The sequence below is a fragment of the Roseateles sp. So40a genome (assembly GCF_048081605.1).
Classification (GTDB): domain Bacteria; phylum Pseudomonadota; class Gammaproteobacteria; order Burkholderiales; family Burkholderiaceae_C; genus Roseateles.
Window position 1 is genome coordinate 3,721,101 of record NZ_CP182288.1, and the last position, 18,696, is coordinate 3,739,796.

The 18,696-nt window shown below is 66.3% G+C and carries 20 protein-coding genes; 11 read left to right on the forward strand and 9 right to left on the reverse strand.

Annotated elements, in window-relative coordinates; translation table 11 throughout:
- Positions 1 to 8: 8 nt before the first annotated feature.
- The 3 genes from ACNI65_RS16955 to ACNI65_RS16965 form a co-directional block, all read right to left on the reverse strand.
- On the reverse strand, positions 9 to 2,723 hold the full coding sequence (locus ACNI65_RS16955) for an ATP-dependent Clp protease ATP-binding subunit (protein ID WP_416758151.1): 2,715 nt from the start codon (positions 2,721 to 2,723) through the stop codon (positions 9 to 11).
- A gap of 166 nt (positions 2,724 to 2,889) precedes the next feature.
- The gene (locus tag ACNI65_RS16960) at positions 2,890 to 3,561 is read right to left on the reverse strand and encodes a BON domain-containing protein (RefSeq protein ID WP_416758153.1); all 672 of its coding nucleotides are present in this window, start codon (positions 3,559 to 3,561) and stop codon (positions 2,890 to 2,892) included.
- A 100-nt stretch (positions 3,562 to 3,661) separates the two neighbouring features.
- Entirely contained in the window at positions 3,662 to 4,081 is a 420-nt protein-coding gene (locus ACNI65_RS16965; RefSeq protein WP_416758154.1) for a PRC-barrel domain-containing protein, read from the reverse strand.
- Between the two features lie 253 nt (positions 4,082 to 4,334).
- Here ACNI65_RS16965 and ACNI65_RS16970 point away from each other — a divergent pair, with 253 nt between their 5' ends.
- From ACNI65_RS16970 to ACNI65_RS16985, 4 genes are all read left to right on the forward strand, one after another.
- Complete coding sequence (locus ACNI65_RS16970) at positions 4,335 to 5,360, forward strand: LLM class oxidoreductase (protein WP_416758155.1); 1,026 nt, start codon at positions 4,335 to 4,337, stop codon at positions 5,358 to 5,360.
- Between the two features lie 23 nt (positions 5,361 to 5,383).
- Entirely contained in the window at positions 5,384 to 6,298 is a 915-nt protein-coding gene (htpX, locus tag ACNI65_RS16975) for a protease HtpX (RefSeq protein ID WP_416758156.1), read from the forward strand.
- Between the two features lies 1 nt (position 6,299).
- Entirely contained in the window at positions 6,300 to 7,727 is a 1,428-nt protein-coding gene (locus ACNI65_RS16980; protein WP_416758157.1) for an FAD-dependent oxidoreductase, read from the forward strand.
- Between the two features lie 207 nt (positions 7,728 to 7,934).
- Complete coding sequence (locus tag ACNI65_RS16985) at positions 7,935 to 8,780, forward strand: helix-turn-helix transcriptional regulator (protein WP_416758158.1); 846 nt, start codon at positions 7,935 to 7,937, stop codon at positions 8,778 to 8,780.
- Positions 8,781 to 9,031: 251 nt separating this feature from the next.
- On the opposite strand, the gene ACNI65_RS16990 is transcribed toward ACNI65_RS16985, so the two are convergent.
- Entirely contained in the window at positions 9,032 to 9,466 is a 435-nt protein-coding gene (locus ACNI65_RS16990; protein ID WP_416758159.1) for a hypothetical protein, read from the reverse strand.
- 214 nt (positions 9,467 to 9,680) lie between these two features.
- Here ACNI65_RS16990 and ACNI65_RS16995 point away from each other — a divergent pair, with 214 nt between their 5' ends.
- Positions 9,681 to 9,929 (forward strand): hypothetical protein, encoded by a 249-nt coding sequence (locus ACNI65_RS16995; protein ID WP_416758160.1) that lies wholly within the window; start codon positions 9,681 to 9,683, stop codon positions 9,927 to 9,929.
- Positions 9,930 to 10,044: 115 nt separating this feature from the next.
- Here ACNI65_RS16995 and ACNI65_RS17000 read toward each other — a convergent pair whose 3' ends face one another.
- A complete protein-coding gene (locus tag ACNI65_RS17000; protein ID WP_416758161.1) occupies positions 10,045 to 10,878 on the reverse strand; it encodes an oxidoreductase in 834 nt (277 codons plus the stop codon).
- A gap of 89 nt (positions 10,879 to 10,967) precedes the next feature.
- Here ACNI65_RS17000 and ACNI65_RS17005 point away from each other — a divergent pair, with 89 nt between their 5' ends.
- From ACNI65_RS17005 to ACNI65_RS17015, 3 genes are read left to right on the forward strand one after another with little or no spacing between them, the layout of a single operon-like run.
- Entirely contained in the window at positions 10,968 to 11,918 is a 951-nt protein-coding gene (locus ACNI65_RS17005) for an AraC family transcriptional regulator N-terminal domain-containing protein (RefSeq protein WP_416758162.1), read from the forward strand.
- A 16-nt stretch (positions 11,919 to 11,934) separates the two neighbouring features.
- Positions 11,935 to 12,195, forward strand: a complete 261-nt coding sequence (locus ACNI65_RS17010) for a hypothetical protein (protein ID WP_416758164.1) — start codon at positions 11,935 to 11,937, stop codon at positions 12,193 to 12,195.
- Between the two features lie 9 nt (positions 12,196 to 12,204).
- Positions 12,205 to 12,684, forward strand: coding sequence for a hypothetical protein (locus ACNI65_RS17015; RefSeq protein ID WP_416758165.1), 480 nt, complete (start codon positions 12,205 to 12,207; stop codon positions 12,682 to 12,684).
- Positions 12,685 to 12,726: 42 nt separating this feature from the next.
- On the opposite strand, the gene ACNI65_RS17020 is transcribed toward ACNI65_RS17015, so the two are convergent.
- Positions 12,727 to 13,206, reverse strand: a complete 480-nt coding sequence (locus ACNI65_RS17020; RefSeq protein WP_416758167.1) for a hypothetical protein — start codon at positions 13,204 to 13,206, stop codon at positions 12,727 to 12,729.
- A 167-nt stretch (positions 13,207 to 13,373) separates the two neighbouring features.
- Here ACNI65_RS17020 and ACNI65_RS17025 point away from each other — a divergent pair, with 167 nt between their 5' ends.
- The gene (locus ACNI65_RS17025) at positions 13,374 to 13,805 is read left to right on the forward strand and encodes a hypothetical protein (RefSeq protein ID WP_416758169.1); all 432 of its coding nucleotides are present in this window, start codon (positions 13,374 to 13,376) and stop codon (positions 13,803 to 13,805) included.
- Between the two features lie 41 nt (positions 13,806 to 13,846).
- On the forward strand, positions 13,847 to 14,500 hold the full coding sequence (locus ACNI65_RS17030) for a class I SAM-dependent methyltransferase (protein WP_416758170.1): 654 nt from the start codon (positions 13,847 to 13,849) through the stop codon (positions 14,498 to 14,500).
- 269 nt (positions 14,501 to 14,769) lie between these two features.
- On the opposite strand, the gene ACNI65_RS17035 is transcribed toward ACNI65_RS17030, so the two are convergent.
- Genes ACNI65_RS17035 through ACNI65_RS17045 form a run of 3 tightly spaced genes read right to left on the reverse strand, consistent with a single transcriptional unit; the run spans position 14,770 to position 17,505 of the window.
- Positions 14,770 to 15,975 (reverse strand): MFS transporter, encoded by a 1,206-nt coding sequence (locus ACNI65_RS17035; protein ID WP_416758172.1) that lies wholly within the window; start codon positions 15,973 to 15,975, stop codon positions 14,770 to 14,772.
- 7 nt (positions 15,976 to 15,982) lie between these two features.
- Positions 15,983 to 17,071 (reverse strand): alpha/beta hydrolase, encoded by a 1,089-nt coding sequence (locus ACNI65_RS17040; protein ID WP_416758175.1) that lies wholly within the window; start codon positions 17,069 to 17,071, stop codon positions 15,983 to 15,985.
- Complete coding sequence (locus tag ACNI65_RS17045) at positions 16,990 to 17,505, reverse strand: cyclophilin-like fold protein (protein ID WP_416758177.1); 516 nt, start codon at positions 17,503 to 17,505, stop codon at positions 16,990 to 16,992. The genes ACNI65_RS17040 and ACNI65_RS17045 overlap by 82 nt, the downstream gene beginning before the upstream one ends.
- Before the next feature lie 211 nt (positions 17,506 to 17,716).
- Between ACNI65_RS17045 and ACNI65_RS17050 the strand changes: the two genes are divergently transcribed.
- Positions 17,717 to 18,607, forward strand: a complete 891-nt coding sequence (locus tag ACNI65_RS17050; protein ID WP_416758178.1) for a LysR family transcriptional regulator — start codon at positions 17,717 to 17,719, stop codon at positions 18,605 to 18,607.
- Positions 18,608 to 18,696: the final 89 nt, after the last annotated feature.

An 18,696-nucleotide genomic window follows, 5' to 3' on the forward strand; every position in this document is an offset into this window, starting at 1 on the left:
CGAAGGACTCATGCCGCGGCCTTGTGCTCGACCTCCTGCGCGATCCGCACTTCCCGGGTTGCGGGGTCGTACGACAGCATGGCCTCGGAGCCTGGCCGCAAGTCGCCCTTGAGCAGGGCAGTGGCCAGCCGCGATTCGACCTCGCTTCTCACCTTGCGCTTGAGCATGCGCGCGCCGAACTCCGGGTCGTAGCCGACCTCGGCCAGGTGGTCAACCAGCGAGGTGTCGAAGTTCAGGTGCAGGTCCTGCTGTTCCGCCGTGCGCGCCACCCGCTGCAGCTGCAGCTCGACGATGGCGCGGATCTGCTCGCGGCCCAGCGCATGGAAGACGACCACCTCGTCGACCCGGTTCAGGAACTCGGGGCGGAAGTGGTGGCGCAGCATCTCCATCAAGCGGTCGCGCAGCGCGGGGTAGTCGAGCATGTCGCGGTCCTTGGCCGTCAGGTTGCGCTGGATCACGTCGGAGCCCAGGTTGCTGGTGGCGATGACGACGGTGTTCGTGAAGTCGACCACGCGGCCCTTGCCGTCCGTGAGCCGGCCTTCATCGAAGAGCTGCAGCAGGATGTTGTGCACCTCGCTGTGCGCCTTCTCGATCTCGTCGAGCAGCACCACGCTGTAGGGGCGACGGCGCACGCGTTCGGTGAGCTGCCCGCCCTCCTCGTAGCCCACATATCCCGGCGGCGCACCCACCAGCCTCGCCACCGTGTGGCGCTCCGCGTATTCGCTCATGTCGATGCGCACCAGCGCCTCCTCGCTGCCGAACACGGTGGCCGCGAGGGCCTTGGCGAGCTCGGTCTTGCCCACCCCCGTGGGCCCGAGGAACAGCAGCGTGGCCGTCGGCTTGCCCGCTTCCTTCAGACCGGCGCGGGCCAGGCGCACGGCCTCGGAGACCGCGTGCACGGCTTCCTCCTGGCCGACCACCCGCTCGCGCAGCCGGTCCTCCAGGCGAAGCAGCTTCTCGCGATCCTCCGAAGTCAGCTCGGACACCGGAATGCCGCTCAGCGAGGCCACGATCTCGGCCACGTCCTGGACCGTCACGACCTCGGAACTCGTGCCGCGCTGCTTCTTCCACTTCGCGGTCTCGTCGTCGAGCTTCTTCTGCTCCGCCTTGGCCCGGCCTTCGAGCTCCTTGGCCTTGTCGTACTGGCGCGATGCGCCCGCCGCGTCCTGCTCCTGGCGCAGGCGCCGGATCCCTTCATCGATGTCGTGCAAGGCCTTGGGCCGCGAGCTGGCGCGGATGCGCACGCGCGCCGCGGCCTGGTCGACGAGGTCGATCGCCTTGTCGGGCATGAAGCGCTGGGTGATGTAGCGGTCGGCCAGCCTGGCCGCCGCGGAGATCGCCTCTTCCGTGATCTTCACCTTGTGGTGAGCCTCGAAGCGGTCGCGCAGGCCGCGCAGGATCTCCACCGTCTCGTCCACGCTGGGCTCGGGCACGTTCACGGGCTGGAAGCGGCGCTCCAGCGCGGCGTCCTTCTCGATGTGCTTCTGGTATTCGTTGAGCGTGGTGGCGCCGATGAGGTGCAGTTCCCCGCGCGCCAGCGCCGGCTTGAAGGTGTTGGCGATGTCGAGCCCTCCCTCGCCGCCGCCCTGGCCGGCGCCGACGATGGTGTGCAGCTCGTCGATGAAGAGGATCAGGTCGTTCTGATTGGCGATCACCTCGTCGAGCATCTGCTTGACGCGCTCCTCGAACTCGCCGCGGTACTTGGAGCCGGCAACCATGCTGTTGATGTTCAGCTCCACCAGCCGTTTGCCGCGCAGCACCTCGGGCACCTGCTCGTTGATGATGCGCTGCGCCAGGCCCTCGACGATGGCAGTCTTGCCGACGCCCGGTTCGCCGATCAGCACCGGGTTGTTCTTCTTGCGCCGCGCCAGCACCTCGATCGTCGTCTCGATCTCCTTGGCGCGGCCGATGACGGGATCGAGCTTGCCCTGGCGCGCCAGCTCCGTCAGGTCGCGCGCATGCTTGTCGAGATGGGGCGTGCTGCTGCGCCTTTGCACCTTGCCTTCCTCGGCGCCCTTGCCGACCACCTTCACCGTCTTCTGGCGCAAGGCCTCGCGCGTGAGACCGAGCTTGCGCAGGGCATCGCCCGCGAAGCCGTCCTCTTCCTCGACGAGGCCGATGAGCAGGTGCTCGGGCCCGACGTAGCTGTGGCCCAGCTCCCGGGAGGCGATCAGCGCGTTCTCCAAGGCGCTCTTCGCGCGGGGCGAGACGCCGACGCGCGGGGTCTCGTCCTCGGCCGGCCGGTACTCGCCGCGCGGTGCGTTCTCGTCGATCTGCTGCTTCAGGTCCGCGGCGTCGAGCTTGAAGTCGCGCAGGATCTCCTGCACCACTTCGTGGTCGGCGAGCGCATGCAGCAGGTGCTCGGTGTCCACTTCATCGCGGCCGAACTCCACGGCCTTTTCGGCCGCGGCCTGCAGGCGGTCCATCGCCGCCTGGTTGAGGAAGGACTTCAGGTCCACGGCCTCGCGCGAACGCTGCCGGCGCTGCGGCAGGCGCCGCACCGTGGTGCCGGTCGGGTCGGACGAGCCCGGCCAGCCGTCGCCGAAGAACTGGTTGAACAGGCTGCTACCGAACAGCGATTCCAGCGGCGAGGCGGACATGCGGGTCTGTCCCATCGCCTCGGCGTAGTGCTCTTCGCACAGCGCGATCTGCTCGGTGCGGCCGTCCTGCCGCATCGTGACCTGGGCGGTCGCCGGGCGGCCGCAGATTCTGCATTTGGCCATGGGAGGCTCCTGTGGAAAGTCGTTGCTCTCTGGTGCGATCGGTGCGGCACGCCTGGGCCGGCGCCGTGTTCAGGCCGTCCCGTGCATGCCGCAACTGCGCCGAGCAGGCTGCCCTTGCTGGACCTGCTCGGCAGACTGCTGCCGCGGTCCGGTTGACGGGGGAAACTCAGGGGGAAACGACGATGCGGTTGTCGACGGTCATCACTCCGGGCGCCCGCCAGGCTGCGCGCTCGGCCTCCTGGCGCTCGACCCAGGCCCGCACCGTGCCCTTGAGCGTGACCTTGCTGCCGTCAACTTCGACGTTGATGCGCCCGGCGTCGGTCTGCGCGCTGCGCACCAGCGCCTGCTCGACCTGCTTCTTGATCTCGGCAGGCTCCGCCTTGGGCTTGACCTCGATCAGGTTGCTGACGCCCTTCACGCCTGCCAGGTTGCGCAAGACACGCTCGGCCTCGTGCTTCTTGTACTGCCAGTCGACCGTGCCCCGCAGCGTGAGCCAGCCCTTGGAGACGGTGACATCGATCTTCTCCGGCACCAGCACCGCGTCCCATTGCAGGGCGCGCACGGCGGCCGCGGCGATCTTCGGGTCGGTGCGCTCACCCCCCGCACTCAGCCGAACCTCGATGTCGTTGGCAACCGCCTTCACGCCTCGCACGCGACGCGCAGCCTCCTCGGCGGCCCAGCGCTTGGTGTAGGAGTCGACAAAGCCGGCCAGCGTCACGACGCCGTCCTTCACGGCCACGCCAATCTCCGTGGCCTGCACGCGCGGCTCCCATTTCAGCTCGGACAGCACTTCGGACTGGATCTCGGCGTCCGAGCGCAGGGTGGTTGCAATGGTCATGGTGGCTCCTCTGTCTGAGCCCGCTCGAGTGGGAATCGCAGCCGACCGTGGCGGGCGAGCACGGACGATGCGAAAGACGGGGTCGTCTTGCAGCCGGCGTTCAGACGTACTCGAACTTCGGCAGGGCCTTCAACTCGTCCTTGGTGGCCTTGGGCAACACGGCCTTGGGCGCGAAATGGGTGAACTGCTTGACCGGGATCGCCACCAGGTGCTTGCCCATCCCGAGGAAGCCGCCGACGTTCACGATGGCGGTGGACAAGGTGCCGTCGGGAGCCAGAACGAGATCGTCGACCGAGCCGATCTTTTCGCCCTTGTCGTTGTAGACGTCCTGCTTGAGCAGCTTGGTGGCGCGGAAGCCCGTCGCGAGCAGTTGCGTCTCGGCGACGGTCACGCCGATGACGGCCCTCGCCGCGACGGGCACCGTCGCCCCCGAGGCGGCCTGGCCGCGGGCAGGATCCGCCACGAGCAAGGCCAAGGTCGCGCAGGCGATGCCTGCATGGATGACGATTCTGGGATTCATGGAACCACTCCTGGTTGGCGGGTGAGGGAGCCGATGAGCTTTCGGTCGGGATGGCTTGCCGTGGTCACCCCTCATCACGAGGTTAGGTGCCGCCCCGCCTGGCGTATTGCCCGATCCTGCCGACCTGTTCCGCAAAGCTGCGTCCGGGCGCCGTGCCGCGGCGAGTCGCAGTCCTTGGGCAGGCTTGCGCAGCAATCGGGAATACCGGTGCGCGCACGCTGCGTAGGCTTGTCGACATCGAACCGGAGGGCGCATGCTGACAGTCAATCCGCTGACCACCGCCATCGACGCCCCGGGCTTTCGGCGCATGTTCCGCGCTGGCCGCCTCACCCTCGGGCTCTTCTTCCCGATGGAAGCCTTCAAGGGCGATGAGCCGGCCATGCGCGACCAGGAGCGGCTGGCGCAGCGCGCCCAGGCCCTGGGCTTCGCCGCCCTGTGGGTGCGCGACGTGCCGCTGCGCGATCCGAGCTTCGGCGACCTCGGCCAGATCCACGATCCCTGGGTCTACCTCGGTTGGATGGCGGCCCACACGCAGACGATCGCGCTGGCCACCGGCGCCATCGTGCTGCCGCTGCGCCACCCGCTCCATGTGGCCAAGGCGGCGGCCTCGGTCGACCAGCTGTCAGGCGGACGCCTGGTGCTGGGCGTGGCGTCGGGCGACCGGCCGGTGGAGTTCCCGGCCTTCGGTGTCGACATCGAACGGCGCGCCGCGCTGTTCCGCGAACGCTTCGACGTGATCCGCGAGGTGCTGGAGCGCGAGTACCCGACGGTGACCTCGACGGCCGGCGTGCTCACTGGCAACGCCGACGTGGTTCCCAAGCCGCTCGGGCGGCTGCCGATGCTCGTCACCGGACACAGCGGCCAGCCCCTGCCCTGGATCGCCGCGCATGCCGATGGCTGGATCACCTATCCGCGTGGCATCGAACGCCAGGCCGAGGTGGCCGCGAGCTGGCGCGGCGAGGTCCTGGCCGCCGGGCGGGACGCCTTCAAGCCGCTCGCGCAATCGCTCTACATCGACCTCGCCGACGACCCGGACCTGCCGCCGACGCCCATCCACCTCGGCTTCAGGGCGGGGCGGCGGTTCCTGCTGCGCTTTCTGGAGGCGCTGCGCGTCGCCGGCGTCAATCACGTCATCCTCAATCTCAAGTACGGCTCGAGGACGGCGTCCGAGGTGCTGGAGGAGATCGGCACCGAGGTGCTGCCGCCGCTGGCCGCCGCACAGGGCGACAAGCCTGCCGGCGGCGCGCTGGAGAAGAGCGACGCCGAGGTTCAGCACTGAGCCAGGCCCACAGGAGCGCAGCCATGAAACGCATATTTCTCTTCCTCGCCACCAACCTCGCGGTGATGGGTGTGCTGTCGGTCACGCTGCGCGTGCTCGGCGTCGATCGCTACCTGACGGCGAACGGCCTCGACGTGGGCGCGCTGACGGTCTTCTCGCTGGTGGTCGGCTTCGCCGGGTCAATCATTTCGCTGCTGATCTCCAAACCACTGGCCCGGTGGTCCACGGGTGCGCGCGTGATCGACACGCCGCGCACCGCCGAGGAAGCCTGGCTGCTGTCGACCGTGCAGCGGCTCGCCCAGCGCGCCGGCATCGGCCAGCCGGACGTGGCGATCTACGACGGCGCACCGAATGCCTTCGCCACCGGCGCGTTCCGCGATTCGGCGCTGGTCGCCGTGTCCACCGGACTGCTGCAGGGCATGGGCCGCGACGAGATCGAAGCGGTGCTCGGACACGAGGTCGCGCACGTGGCCAACGGCGACATGGTCACCCTGGCGCTGGTGCAGGGCGTGGTGAACACCTTCGTCGTCTTCTTCGCGCGCGTCGTCGGCTATCTCGTCGACAGCCTGGTCTTGCGCCGTGACGACGACGAGCAGCACATCGGCACAGGGCCGGGCTTCTACGTCACGGTCTTCGCCTGCGAGATCGTCTTCGGCCTGCTCGCCTCGATGATCGTCGCGTGGTTCTCGCGCCAGCGGGAGTTCCGTGCGGACGCCGGATCGTCCCGGCTGCTCGGCACCCCGATGCCGATGATGGCCGCGCTGTCCCGCCTGGGGGCCATGCAGGCCGGCGGCCTGCCGCAGTCGCTGCGCGCCTTCGGCATCACTGACATGCCGGCCTGGCTGGGCCTGTTCGCGAGCCATCCGCCGATCGAGGCCCGCATCGCGGCGCTGCGCGACCCCCGCCAGGCCACCTCCTTGATGGCACGCCGAGGCTGACATGACCGGAACCCGCAAGCACGAGGACAAGCGATCGGACGACGTGCTCCCGGCGCCCCCCAGCGACGATCCGGTCGACGCGTTGATCGACGAAGCGCTGGCTGAAAGCTTTCCCGCCAGCGATCTGCCGGCGTGGACCCTGGGCGCGGACCCATCCCGCGGCGAGCCTTCATCGTCGCACGGGCCGCCGCTGGTGAAGGTCTACGGACGCCTCGGCAATGCCTCGGCTTATGCGATCCGCGACTTCCTCCACCGGTGCGACGTGCCCTTCGAATGGGTGCCGCTGGGCAGCGACCAGGCCGCGCGCGAGCAGGCCGATCTCGGGAACCTGCGAGACGAACGGCTGCCGGTGTGCGTCTTCCCCGACGGCTCGCGGATGGAGATGCCGACGATCCGCCAGCTCACCGAGCGGCTCGGCTGGTTCAGGAATCCCTCGCGCGCCGAGTACGACCTGGCCATTTATGGCGCGGGGCCGGCCGGTCTGAGCGCGGCCCTCTACGCCGGTGCCGACGGCCTGTCCACCGTGCTGGTCGAGCGCTGGGCCATCGGCGGGCAGGCCGGCAGCAGCTCGAAGATCGAGAACTACCTCGGCTTTCCCGGGGGTATCAGCGGCACCGAGCTGGCAGAGCGGGCGCGTCAGCAGGCCGAGAAGTTCGGCGTCGAGATCCTGCTTGCCCGCGAGGGCGTGAGCGCCCAGCTGCAGCCGGGCCGGGGTGTCGGCGTGCTCGAGGACGGCACGAGGATCGTCGCCCGCGCATCGATCTGCGCGACGGGCGTGACCTACCGATGCCTGGGCCTGCCTGACGAGTCGCGATTGCTGGGCGCGGGCCTCTACTACGGCGCCGGTGCGAGCGAGGCGCCGCTGACCGCGGGCGAGCATGTCGTCATCGTCGGCGGCGGCAACTCCGCGGGCCAGGCCGCGATGCATTTCGCGCCGCACGCCCGGCGGGTCACCATGGTCGTTCGCGGCGATTCGCTGAAGAGCAGCTTGTCGCACTACCTCATCCAGCGCATCGAGACGACCGGCAACATCGAGGTGCTCACCCACACGGAGGTCACGGCGCTGCACGGGGACAAAACGCTGCGCGAGGTCACGCTGCGCCAGGCCGCCACTGGCCAGGAGCGCCGCCTGCCGACGCGCTGGCTGTTCGTCTGCATCGGCGGCGACCCGCAGACGCAGTGGGCCAGCGCTATCGGCATGGTGCGCGACGACGCGGGCTACCTCGTCACCGGCAGCGACCTGCTTCGCGACGGCGCGCGGGCGCCGGGCTGGCCGCTGGACCGGGAACCCTACTTCCTCGAGACCAACATCCCCGGCGTGTTCGCTGCCGGTGACGTGCGCCACGGCGCGGTACGCCGCTGCGCATCGGCCGTGGGCGAGGGCGCCATGGCGGTGGCCTTCGTGCATCGCGTGCTCGACGAGTCCTGACCCGGATCGTCACGGCCGACGCGCGACTGCCGCTTCACCCACTTCTTTACCCGGGCACGGATGTGCACTTGTTGAATTAGATCGGCTGTCGCTTCGATGTGGGCGCAGACTCGAGACAACAAGGTGATCCTGATGCCCAAAGACTCTCGCGACGCAGACGACCGCTCTTCGATGGCTCCCGCGACGGCGGGACCAGCAGTCCCATCGATGAGCATCGCCTACCTCGACGCCGCGGACCTCGGCGGCGCGCGGCTGCGCAATTCGGTCGACATCCTCATCCCGACGGACACCGCCAACCTGTCCGCGACCTACCGCATCGGACAAGGGCGCGAGCGGATCGCCGTGCTGCGCGCGCCGCTCGTGTCCATCCTCCCGCCGGCGCTGCCGCATTCGCTGTCCGACCGGCCGGGGTCGAACACCCTGCTCCTGAGCATCGCCGCACCGTTCTTCGACCGGGTGGCACGCGCCGTCGGTGTCGACCCTGCTGTCCTTTTCGAGCCGCATGCGACCGCCGACCCCTTGATCCGCGAAATGGGCGACGCCGCCGAACGGGATGTTCGCGTCCAGCGTCCGCCGGATCCGGACTACATGGAGTCGCTGGCCATGGTGCTGGCGGCGCATGTCGCGCGGAACTACGTGATCGCAAAGACGACGAATGTCGCGTCCTGCGGGGGGCTTTCGCCCCACAAGCTGCGCTGTGTCCGCAACCACATCTGCGAGCATCTCGGCGAGACGATCCGGGTCGGCCAACTGGCCGAGGCGGTGCACTTGAGCCCCTTCCACTTCGCACGGATGTTCAAGCAGTCGACCGGCCAGTCGCCCCATCTCTACGTGCTGATGCAACGGATCGAGCGGGCCAAGGAACTGCTGGCCGAGACCGAGACCGCGCTGGTCGATGTCGCGGCGAACGTGGGCTTTCGCACCCAGGGCCACTTCACCGGCGTGTTCCACCGCTACGCGGGCTTCACGCCCGGGGCGTTCAGGCTCAACGCTCGGGAAACGACGGGGTCCGAAGCACCGGTCGCCCGCGTTCCCGCCGACGGGCAGCCATGAATCACGCGCGATCGCGCATTTCCCTCAGCGTCTGGTCCGGCGGAACGAAGAACGGGTGCTGCTTCTTTCGTTGCAGAGGCGCGATGACAACGCTCGTCATCCCTTCGACACACGCGCTCCCTAGGGTGCCGCGTTTTCTCTTCCGGCACGCGCGACATGTCTGCTTCCCCGCGTCTTCCCTTCGTCCTGCGCCCCTTGTCTCTCGCCGTGCTCACGGTTTCCCTCACAAGACCCAGGGGTCGGATGCGCCCCTAAGCAATGCCTAGGCGCTGTTCAATGCCTTTGAGTTGGGTCACATCCGTTTTCGGCCAAGCCGTGTTGGGATGGTTCCCGGTTTCGACGCTTCGAATCAACCGGCAAAGCGGGGCGAGGATGGCGCTCTGAGGGCCGACGATATGCAGTGCCTGTTTTCCGTCGTTCCCCTCTAAGGAATCACGACAAAGAGTCAGACGGAGCGAAACGCGCTGGTCATCTGGCACAAGGTCCAACACAAAGGCACCGGGCTCAAGGAACCATCGGATAGAAGCGGAGTTGCCGCGCAAGACGTCGTCTAGTGCGGCCACTAGGTCCTGAAGCGGGTTGTTCAGTGCATCGGAGGCATCGACCTCGACGCTCGCTTCCGGAGTAACGAATCTGACTGTCAACCAGCCATGCATCGGCGGCGAGTGGGTAACGTCGAGAAGCATGCAGCGCGGTCCTAGTTCTCCGAGAAGGTGCACGATATCCCGGTTCGGAACTATGGCCGCTTTCGCTGCAAAGCAGTCCTTGCAACTCCCATTCATCCGTCTCGAATGCATTCCACGCCGCTGCGCTGCGGCTTCGTCTCCCGGTGCTGGAGGGTCAGGTCGTCGATGACGAAACTACATCCATCGACGCAACCAACCGCCCCAGGAGAACGACATGACCCGCCGCTTCAACATCGAATCCGCCACCAGCCGCACCATCAAGGCGGTCGCATTCGGCGCCGTCGCCGCGGTGGTGATGGGCCTGGGCATCGCTCACGCTGAAGGCCAGCGGGAAGCACGCGCTCAGATCGTGACGCTCGACCCGGTGGTGATCACCGTCAAGCGTCAGCAACTGCCGACGGTCTACATCACCGGCAAGCGCGATACGTCCGCCGACGGCATCCAAGTCGCTTCCGCGCTGTGATCCCCGACGGTTGCGCTGCATCGATGGGGACATCCATCGGCTGACGCCAAAGGATCCACTCCCCAACAGAACGCCTGGCTTGTGCCAGGCGTTTTGCGTTTGAGCTTCGACTTGATCACCCATCCGTCGACCGGCTGACCTTTTCCCACTCGGAGATCTCCGCGCTCATGGCGCTGAGCTTGTCGCGGACCAAGGCCAACGCATCGCCTCCCAGCAGCAGATGCGCCGGCGGCGCCGCGCTCTCGATCAATTGCAGCATCGCGGCCGCCGCCTTCTCCGGATCGCCCAGTTGCTTGCCGCTCTTGGCCTCCCGACCAGCGCGGATCGGGTCGAAGATGGCGTCGTAGTCGGCGATGCTCCGCGGCGCGCGCACCATCGACCGGCCCGCCCAGTCCGTGCGGAAAGACCCCGGCGCCACCGCCGTCACCGCGATCCCCAGCGGCTTGACCTCCTTGCCAAGCGCTTCGGAGATCCCCTCCAGCGCGAACTTGCTGCCGCAGTAGTACGCGATCCCGGGCATCGTGATGAAGCCGCCCATCGACGTGATGTTGATGAGGTGGCCGCGTCGCCGCTCACGCATGAATGGCAGCACGGCCTTCATCATCGCCACGGCGCCGAAGACGTTGACATCGAATTGCCGCCGCATCTCGTCCAGCGGCGATTCCTCCATCACCCCTTCATGACCGTAGCCGGCGTTGTTCACGAGCACATCGATCGGGCCCACGCTGGCTTCCACCTCGGCGATCACGGCCGGGATGGCGTCGAAGTCGGTGACGTCCAGGATGCGGCCGAAGGCATGCCCGACATGCGATAGCTCGAAGGTCTCCTTCGCTTCGAGCGACCTCACCGTGCCGACGACACGATGCCCTTCGCTCAAGGCGCGCTTCGCCAGCGCGCGGCCGAAGCCGCTGCTGACGCCGGTGATGAACAGAACTTTCTTGGTTGCCATGCTGAGGACCCTTCATTGGAAGGAGGGCAGAATATTCTTCGAACCTCAGCCATTCGAGGCTGGATCTTCTGGATTCATTGCCTGTTCTTATGAAACAACCCGGCGCCCGGCACACTCCCGAAACGGACGTCATCCACTTGGTGCGCGCTTTGGCGCTGCGCGAGGGCTACAACCTGACCGCGCTGCCGGACGTGCGCGTGCTGCGGTCCGACCGCCCGTTGTCCGACACGCCCGTGCTCTACGACCCCGGCATCGTGATCGTGCTTCAGGGGGCCAAACGTGGCTTCTTCGGCGAGGAGGTCATCGTCTACGACAGCGATCACTACCTCGCGGTCGCCGCCCCCGTGCCCTTCACCATGCAGTCCGACGGCAGTCCGGAGCAGCCGTTGCTGGCGCTGTATCTCCACCTCGATTTCCAACTGGCGGCCGAGCTACTGATCGAGCTCGACCGCGAAGGCAGTGACGCGACGGGCGAGTCGGCCAGGAGCCTGATGTCGAGCCCGATGGACGAGGACATGCGGCGATCGGTCGCGCATCTGCTGAGGGTGCTCACGCGTCCGCTGGAGGCGGCCGTGCTGGGGCGCGCCGCCGTGAGGGAGCTGTACTTCCGCGTGATGACGGGGCCGCAGGGTCGATCACTGCGGGCGGCGCTGCGGCAACAAGGGCAGTTCGGCAAGATCGGCAAGGCGTTGCGACGCATCCATCGAGACTACGCCGATCGGCTCGATCTGGGGATGCTGGCGCGCGAGGCGGGCATGAGCGTGCCGTCGTTCCACGTGCACTTCAAGGCGGTCACGCAGAGCTCGCCGATGCAATATCTGAAGTCGACGCGGCTGCATCAGGCGCGGTTGCTGATGGTGCGCGAAGGCATGACGGCCGCCGCGGCCTGTCACGCCGTGGGCTACGAGAGCACCTCGCAGTTCAACCGCGAGTTCAAGCGGCTGTTCGGTCTGGCGCCGGCAGCGGAGGCGCGACGCATGAAAGCCAGTTACGCTGTGCCGCCCGCGCATGCGGGGTCAGGGTTTGTTTCGTCGCATTGAGGAGGTGCAAGCAGCTATGCCAACCATCACCGTTGCATGCCGCGGCCTTTTGGAAGCCGAAGGTTCCGTGCTCCCCGAATCGATGCTGTTGGAGTTCTCGCATCGCCCCTGGAATTCGTCGATCAAGTGCGAGTGGGATGCAGGCGTGCTCCGATTGACGGCCACCAACGATCACGACGAAGACGGCCAAGCGCTGCTCGACGAGTTTGGGGACGCCGTCATTGCTTACTGCAGCCCGGCCAACACCATCAGTTTCTCCGTCGAATCCATTTCTTGAGACTTCATCGTGCTCGACTCTGCCAACGCCTGGTTCTTTGATTCGGCCTCTCATGGCCTGGACGGTGCGCTGACCATTCGACTTGTCGAAGGGATCAAGGACGCCGAATCCCAGCTTGTGGACATTGACGGCACGATGCTCGGGCCGTATTTCGCCGTGAGGGTGCTTGCGACGAGTCGGTGCGTCGCAGTCACCTTCGAACGCGCGCTCGCGTTCTTCGTGTACGACGAGTCCTATGACGCCGCGGACATTGAGCTCAAGAAGGACGCCGGCCGATTCCTGTTCTCAGCGGCTTCGTCGTCATTCAGGAAGTTCACTGAAGCGAGAACCACGCTGGCCGAGCTCCATCAGCAGCCCTATCAAGAGTTCATGCTCTGCTGCGAAGACCGCATCTTCCACGTTCTCTCGACCGCCGCGCCCGAAGTGCTGCTTCTGGACGAGCGGCCGGATCTCAACGTAGAACGCACGGGTACCTGGTCCGCCGGCTAGCCTTGCTGCTTCGAGGCGACGTTTCCCACGTCACCCTGCGCTTCACTTCAATCGAGGCGTCCTCACCTGACCGAGGCCCGCATCGTGCGAGCCCTTAGGCATGACGATCTGACGGACGACGGGGCCGTCCATGCCTTTGCTCGTGGCGTCCACGATGTCGTAGACGAAGGTGGAGCCCTTGGCGATGGCGCGGGTCCGATATTCGTGTCCGTCGAGCATGTCCAAGGTGACCCAGGCGGTCGACCAGTTGGAGGTCGACGGGCCGATCGCCGCGGAGATCTGCAAGGTGACCTTGCCCGGCGCGAAGCATTGCCGGTCGTAGCCGCCGACCACGTCACCATCCTTGAGCAGCGGCGCATGAACGGCGTTGTCCATCACGATGGCGCCAGGACTTGCCATCGCCCCCTTGATGCAGCTCTGACCGGCGACGGGCGCGGGAATCGATGTGGCGCAACCGCTGAGCATGACGAGGCAGAGCGCGCTTGTCAGCGTCGTGATGACGGGGGACGTCTTGAAATTCATGGGTTGCCAGCGAGGATTGAACCGGGCCGGATCATAGGGATTCGTTGGCGGATGGCTTCTACATGAGGGTCGGTTTCAGCTCTAATGCGCCGGCTCGATCCGCCAGCAGTAGCACGACATCCGGACAAAGCTCGCTCATCAAAGATCACCAGGCCAAAGGGCATTTCATGCGCATCGTTCTTCTCTGTTTCGTTCTTCTATTTGGTCTTGCATCAACGGCAGATGCCGCGGATAGCGGCGCGCGTGTGCTACTGGATCGCGGAATGGCTGTCTACAAATCGAGCGGGGCCTCGGCGGGATTCAACGCGCTCACCAAGAACGGACCATTGGCCGGGGAAAGGACATTGAGCGCCGTGCTCAACAACCTGAGAACCGTGGAAGAGGCGCTTGGGCCGTTTGAGGGTCACGAAGTCATTCGCGAGCACGAAGTGACGCCGCGGGTCAGGTTCATCTTCTTCACGATGAACTACGGCAGGGGCCCTGTCTACGCTCGGATCACGGCCTACCGTTTGGCGAGCGGCGAATGGATCGCGTACTACTTCAACTTCAACACCGATCCGAATGAGATCGTGCCGGCGCAGGTGATGTTCAAGGAGTAGCGACTGGACCGCGCCAGTCGAGCGGGTGCGATAGTCACCTCATGAACCTCGACGTCGAGACCTCACGCTTCTACGACGCGTACTCGTCCAAACTCGCTGAGGGTGGTGAATCCCCCAGAAGCGCCATGCTGGCGTTCGTTCTCGACGAACTGCGTGCAGGCGCGGCAGTTCTGGATGTGGGGGCTGGGTCGGGACGCGATGTCGCCGCCATGCTTGGACACGGCCTCGATGCATATGGCGTCGAACCGAACGCCTCCATGCGGGCTAGGGCCCTGGCGTCATTCCCTCAGCTCGCCGGTCGCATCTTGAGCGGTTCCCTTCCAAGACTGGGGCGCCCGTTCGACCAAGTGCGTCCCGGGGGATTTGACGCCGTCGTTTGTAGCGCGGTGCTGATGCACCTGAACGGCGAAGCGCTGCCACACGCGATAGCGGAACTCGAGCAACAGCTCCGCGGCCCTCATGACCCATCGAGTTTGCCGAGGTTCATTTTCATTTCTCTCCCGGAGCTGAATCCATCGAAGCTCTCGAAGAACCGGGACCAGGACGGCAGACAGTTCTTCAACCATGACCCGGCTCACGTCCAGGAGCTGCTTCGAGGCAAAGGGATGGTGATGAAGCGCTGGGAGACCAGCGAGGTTGCGCTGCAAAGCACTGGCACGCTGTGGCACACGCTGGTATTCGAGGGCCGCGGCTGAAGAAGGAAGTCTGGGTTGCGAGGGCCGCTTCAGGCTGGTCTGAGTCATTCGAGGTTCAAGGCCTGAGCGACAGCTGCTGCCAATACCGGTTGCTACGCGCCGCTGGCCTGACCTGCACCTTCACTCTCGGAAACGGCCGTTCGCGCCCGGTTCCTGCTGAACGGCTGCTTACGCGCTGCGCGACGGCGCTCGACCAGACACTGCCGAGATGTCCCGCCTCTTGGCAGGCTGCGGCCTCCTGCTGGGCTAGTACAGGCTTTGGCTATCTGTCACGGGACTCGCACGACAACAGCGCGAGACATCAGCGCTACCAGGCCGGAGGCAGCCAACAGCAGGACCGTGCTAGCCGCAAACGTGCTCATGTAGCCAAGCCCGTCGAACAACAGGCCGCCGACTGTGGAGCCCAATGCGATGGCAAGCTGGACCACCGCCACCATCAGTCCTCCTCCGGCTTCGGCGTTGCCTGGAATCGTTCTGGCCAGCCAAGTCCACCAGCCGACTGGCGTGGCGGTCGAAATCAAACCCCAGGCGCAAAGCAATGCCACCACAGCCGCCGTGGAAGCGCCCAGACCCATCAACGCCAGAGCGATCCCAGCCATCAGCAGAGGAGCGACCGTCAGCGTCCAATAAAGGCTGCGCTGGATCGCCTTGCCGATGAACAGCGTGCCGATCAGCCCCGCGACGCCGATTGCCAGCAGGATGAAGGACAGCGATGACACATCCACCTGCGTTACGGTTTCCAGGAACGGCCGCAGGTAGGTGAACAGCATGAACTGACCGGCGAAAAACACGCCCACTGCCAGCATGCCGAGGGCGACGCGGCGGTCACCGAGCAAGAAGACGACATGGCTGCTGCGAGCCGCACGAGGCTGCACTGGCAGCGACGGCAGGCTGGCCCACAGCCATCCGAAGGCAACCAGCGATGTCGGCACCAGGCACAGGAACGCACCACGCCAGCCGATGACCGCGCCGAGGTAGCTGCCCAGGGGGGCCGCCAGCACCGTGGCCAGCGCGTTGCCGCCGTTGAAGATGGCCAGCGCACGCGGCACCTGAGGCGCAGGGACGAGGCGCATGGCGGTGGCCGCCGACATTGACCAGAAGCCCCCCACCACGACGCCAATGAGAGCGCGGCCCACGATGTAGACGGTGTAGCTCTGAGCGAGCCCGATGACGGCGCCGGACAGGCACATCAACGCGGTGAGGCCAAGCAGCAGCGCCTTGCGATTCGTTCGGCCCGCCAGCGCGGAGATGAACAGGCTGGTGAGCACCGCGAACGCCCCGGAGATGGCGATGCCCTGACCCACCAGCCCCTCGCTGATCCGGAGGTCGTTCGCGATGGGCGTCAGCAGGCTGACGGGCATGAACTCGGACGCGATCAGCGCAAAGACGCAGAGCGCCATGGCAAAGACGCCGCCCCAGTGCGCAGGCGAGTCGGCCGTGAGGCCCACCGGCGCTTGGATGACCTGTGCTGCCATGGCGAATTCAGCCCAGATGGCGGTTGAAGAACTCGGTGAGCTTGGCCCACGGGATCAGGTCCACGCGGTCGTACAGGTCGACGTGGCCCGCGCCGGGAACGAGGTGCAGTTCCTTGGGCTCGGCGGCCCGTTTGAATGCGTCCTCGCTGAACTCCTTGGAGTGCGCCTGGTCGCCCGTGATGAACAGCATCGGGCGTGGCGAAATCGTCTCGATGTCGTTGAACGGATAGAAGTTCATGAACTTCACGTTGCTGGTCAGCGTCGGGTGCGTGGTGGTCAGCGCCGAGCTGCCCTTGGGCGTGTACTCGCCGCGCGGCGTGCGGTAGAAGTCGTAGAACTCGCGCTGGATCGGGTGTGTGTCGGCGGTCAGCTCATGCACCGTGCCGCCGGTGTACTGGATGGCACCACCCCGGAACTCCGCGTCGCGCTGCGCAGCCGCCGCGGCAATGATCTGCTGGCGCTGCTCCGGCGTCTGCGAGTGGTTCAGCGCGTTGCGGTTGGCGGCGCCCATGTCGTACATGCTGACCGTGGCGATGGCCTTCATGCGCGGGTCGATCTTGGCGGCGCTGATGACGAAGCTGCCGCTGCCGCACACACCGATGGCGCCAACACGCTCGCCGTCCACGAAGGCCTGGGTGCGCAGGAAATCGACTGCGGCGCTGAAGTCCTCGGCATAGATGTCGGGCGACACCGCATTGCGCGGCTGGCCGTCGCTCTCGCCCCAGAAGGACAAGTCCAGCGAGAGCGCGACGAATCCGCGCTCGGCCATCTGGGTTGCGTACAGGTTGGCGCTTTGCTCCTTCACGGCGCCCATCGGGTGCCCGACGGCGATGGCTGCTGCCTTCGCGTTCCGGTCCAAGCCCTTGGGCACGAACAGGTTGCCAGCCACGTTCATGCGGTACTGGTTCTTGAACACGACTTTGCGCATCACGACCTTGTCGCTGCGGTAGAAATTGCTGGCGCCGCCTGGCGCGGGTGAAGCCGCCAGGGCTGGACCCGTGGTCGACAGCAGACTCAGCGCGGCAGCGCCGGCAGTGGCTTGGACGAGGAACTCACGGCGATCCGCGACGTGGCCGTTTTCTTGAGAGGCGTGCATGGCTGATGCTCCGGTAAAGGATGGGGGGAAGTTGTGGGGGCGGGAGGCACTCTGGCGCTCCCTGACGGCTGGGTCGCCGGGTCAGTCAGTGACCCGCTCGATGCGAACCTTGAACGGGCCGGGCGCTGAAGGGCCGTCATTCCGGCGTCCACTTGGCCCAGTCGCACCAGGCCGTGCGCATGCACGTTGCCGTCGAGGAAGATGGCCAGATTGCCCCAGGGGGCGTAGTAGGTGAGCTCGCCCGCCCTGGGCGCGTGACCGGCAGGCGCGCCCGCGACGGACAGCTTGCGCGGCAGGCCGGCGATGCGCTCGATACCGGCGTAGTCCGTCAATGTCAGGGACAGCGGCAGCAATCCAGCGAAGTCTCGCGCCGCGGCGGTGTCATCGAGGGTGGCGGTGGCAACCTGGCCATCGACGTGCAGGCGAACTTTCATGGATTGACCTTGTGCGAGGACGTGCGTGCAGCTCAGCGCAGCCACCAAGGACAGCGCGATAGCTGGCCGAGCCGGCTTGGCGTTCGGCGCTGCAGCGGGTTGGAGGCGTCGTTTCATGTGCAGCAGTTTGCGCACCAACGCCTTCACTGACTAGATAATGAATGCCAAATGGGTCTATTAGTTGAGCTAATCAATGGAGGCGCGGTGAGGCATGGCGCGACGCAATCTCAATGACCTGCTGGCTTTCGTGACCGTGGCCCGCGAGGGCAGCTTCACGCGCGCGGCAGCCACGCTGGGCGTGACGCAGTCGGCGCTGAGCCAGACGATTCGGGGGTTGGAGGAGCGGCTGAAGATCAGGCTGCTGACGCGCACGACGCGAAGTGTTTCAACCACGCCCGCGGGTGAGCGGCTGATGAACGCCATCGGACATCGCTTCGACGAGATTGAGGCCGAGCTCGACGAGCTGACCGCCTTGCGCGACAAGCCCGCAGGCACCGTGCGCATCACATGCGGCGACAACGTCATGCACTCCATCCTGCTGCCCAAGCTCATGCCGTTGCTGCACAAGAACCCGGACATCACGCTGGAGTTCGACATGAACTACGGCTTCCGCGACATCGTCGCCGACCGCTTCGACGCCGGCGTGCGCATGGGCAACACCATCGACAAGGACATGATTGCGATTCCCATCGGCCCGCCGCTGCGCATGGCCGTGGTGGCTTCACCCGGCTACTTCGCCGCCCACCCGGTGCCGAAGACGCCGCATGACCTGACGCAGCACCGCTGCATCAATCAGCGCATGCCCACGTCCGGCGGACTCTATGTGTGGGACTTCGCCCGCAGGGGCAAGCAGGTCAATGTGCGGGTGGACGGCCCGCTGATCTTCAACACGGCACCGCCCCAGGTCGACGCCGCGCTGGCAGGCCTGGGTATCACGTTGCTGCCCGAGGATGAACTGGCGTCGCATCTCGATGAAGGGCGCCTGGTGCGAGTGCTGGAAGACTGGTGCCCACCGTTTGCCGGCTACCACCTCTACTACCCAAGCCGGCGGCAGCCGTCTCCAGCGTTCACCCTGGTGCTGGAGGCGTTGCGGCTGGGCTGACGGGCGCAGGTCGTTGAGCCTCAGCTTCAAGTCAATCAAAGCCACCCGGCGCGCCCTGGGCGGGCAGCCGAAGGGATGCGGTCTGGGCA

Excerpts from the sequence above, each read along its gene's own strand:
- ACNI65_RS16955 (WP_416758151.1), bottom strand. The coding sequence starts at position 2,723 with ATGGCCAAATGCAGAATCTGCGGCCGCCCGGCGACCGCCCAGGTCACG.
- ACNI65_RS16960 (WP_416758153.1), bottom strand. The coding sequence starts at position 3,561 with ATGACCATTGCAACCACCCTGCGCTCGGACGCCGAGATCCAGTCCGAA.
- ACNI65_RS16965 (WP_416758154.1), bottom strand. The coding sequence starts at position 4,081 with ATGAATCCCAGAATCGTCATCCATGCAGGCATCGCCTGCGCGACCTTG.
- ACNI65_RS16970 (WP_416758155.1), top strand. The coding sequence starts at position 4,335 with ATGCTGACAGTCAATCCGCTGACCACCGCCATCGACGCCCCGGGCTTT.
- htpX (WP_416758156.1), top strand. The coding sequence starts at position 5,384 with ATGAAACGCATATTTCTCTTCCTCGCCACCAACCTCGCGGTGATGGGT.
- ACNI65_RS16980 (WP_416758157.1), top strand. The coding sequence starts at position 6,300 with ATGACCGGAACCCGCAAGCACGAGGACAAGCGATCGGACGACGTGCTC.
- ACNI65_RS16985 (WP_416758158.1), top strand. The coding sequence starts at position 7,935 with ATGAGCATCGCCTACCTCGACGCCGCGGACCTCGGCGGCGCGCGGCTG.
- ACNI65_RS16990 (WP_416758159.1), bottom strand. The coding sequence starts at position 9,466 with ATGCTTCTCGACGTTACCCACTCGCCGCCGATGCATGGCTGGTTGACA.
- ACNI65_RS16995 (WP_416758160.1), top strand. The coding sequence starts at position 9,681 with ATGACCCGCCGCTTCAACATCGAATCCGCCACCAGCCGCACCATCAAG.
- ACNI65_RS17000 (WP_416758161.1), bottom strand. The coding sequence starts at position 10,878 with ATGGCAACCAAGAAAGTTCTGTTCATCACCGGCGTCAGCAGCGGCTTC.
- ACNI65_RS17005 (WP_416758162.1), top strand. The coding sequence starts at position 10,968 with ATGAAACAACCCGGCGCCCGGCACACTCCCGAAACGGACGTCATCCAC.
- ACNI65_RS17010 (WP_416758164.1), top strand. The coding sequence starts at position 11,935 with ATGCCAACCATCACCGTTGCATGCCGCGGCCTTTTGGAAGCCGAAGGT.
- ACNI65_RS17020 (WP_416758167.1), bottom strand. The coding sequence starts at position 13,206 with ATGAATTTCAAGACGTCCCCCGTCATCACGACGCTGACAAGCGCGCTC.
- ACNI65_RS17025 (WP_416758169.1), top strand. The coding sequence starts at position 13,374 with ATGCGCATCGTTCTTCTCTGTTTCGTTCTTCTATTTGGTCTTGCATCA.
- ACNI65_RS17030 (WP_416758170.1), top strand. The coding sequence starts at position 13,847 with ATGAACCTCGACGTCGAGACCTCACGCTTCTACGACGCGTACTCGTCC.
- ACNI65_RS17035 (WP_416758172.1), bottom strand. The coding sequence starts at position 15,975 with ATGGCAGCACAGGTCATCCAAGCGCCGGTGGGCCTCACGGCCGACTCG.
- ACNI65_RS17040 (WP_416758175.1), bottom strand. The coding sequence starts at position 17,071 with ATGCACGCCTCTCAAGAAAACGGCCACGTCGCGGATCGCCGTGAGTTC.
- ACNI65_RS17045 (WP_416758177.1), bottom strand. The coding sequence starts at position 17,505 with ATGAAAGTTCGCCTGCACGTCGATGGCCAGGTTGCCACCGCCACCCTC.
- ACNI65_RS17050 (WP_416758178.1), top strand. The coding sequence starts at position 17,717 with ATGGCGCGACGCAATCTCAATGACCTGCTGGCTTTCGTGACCGTGGCC.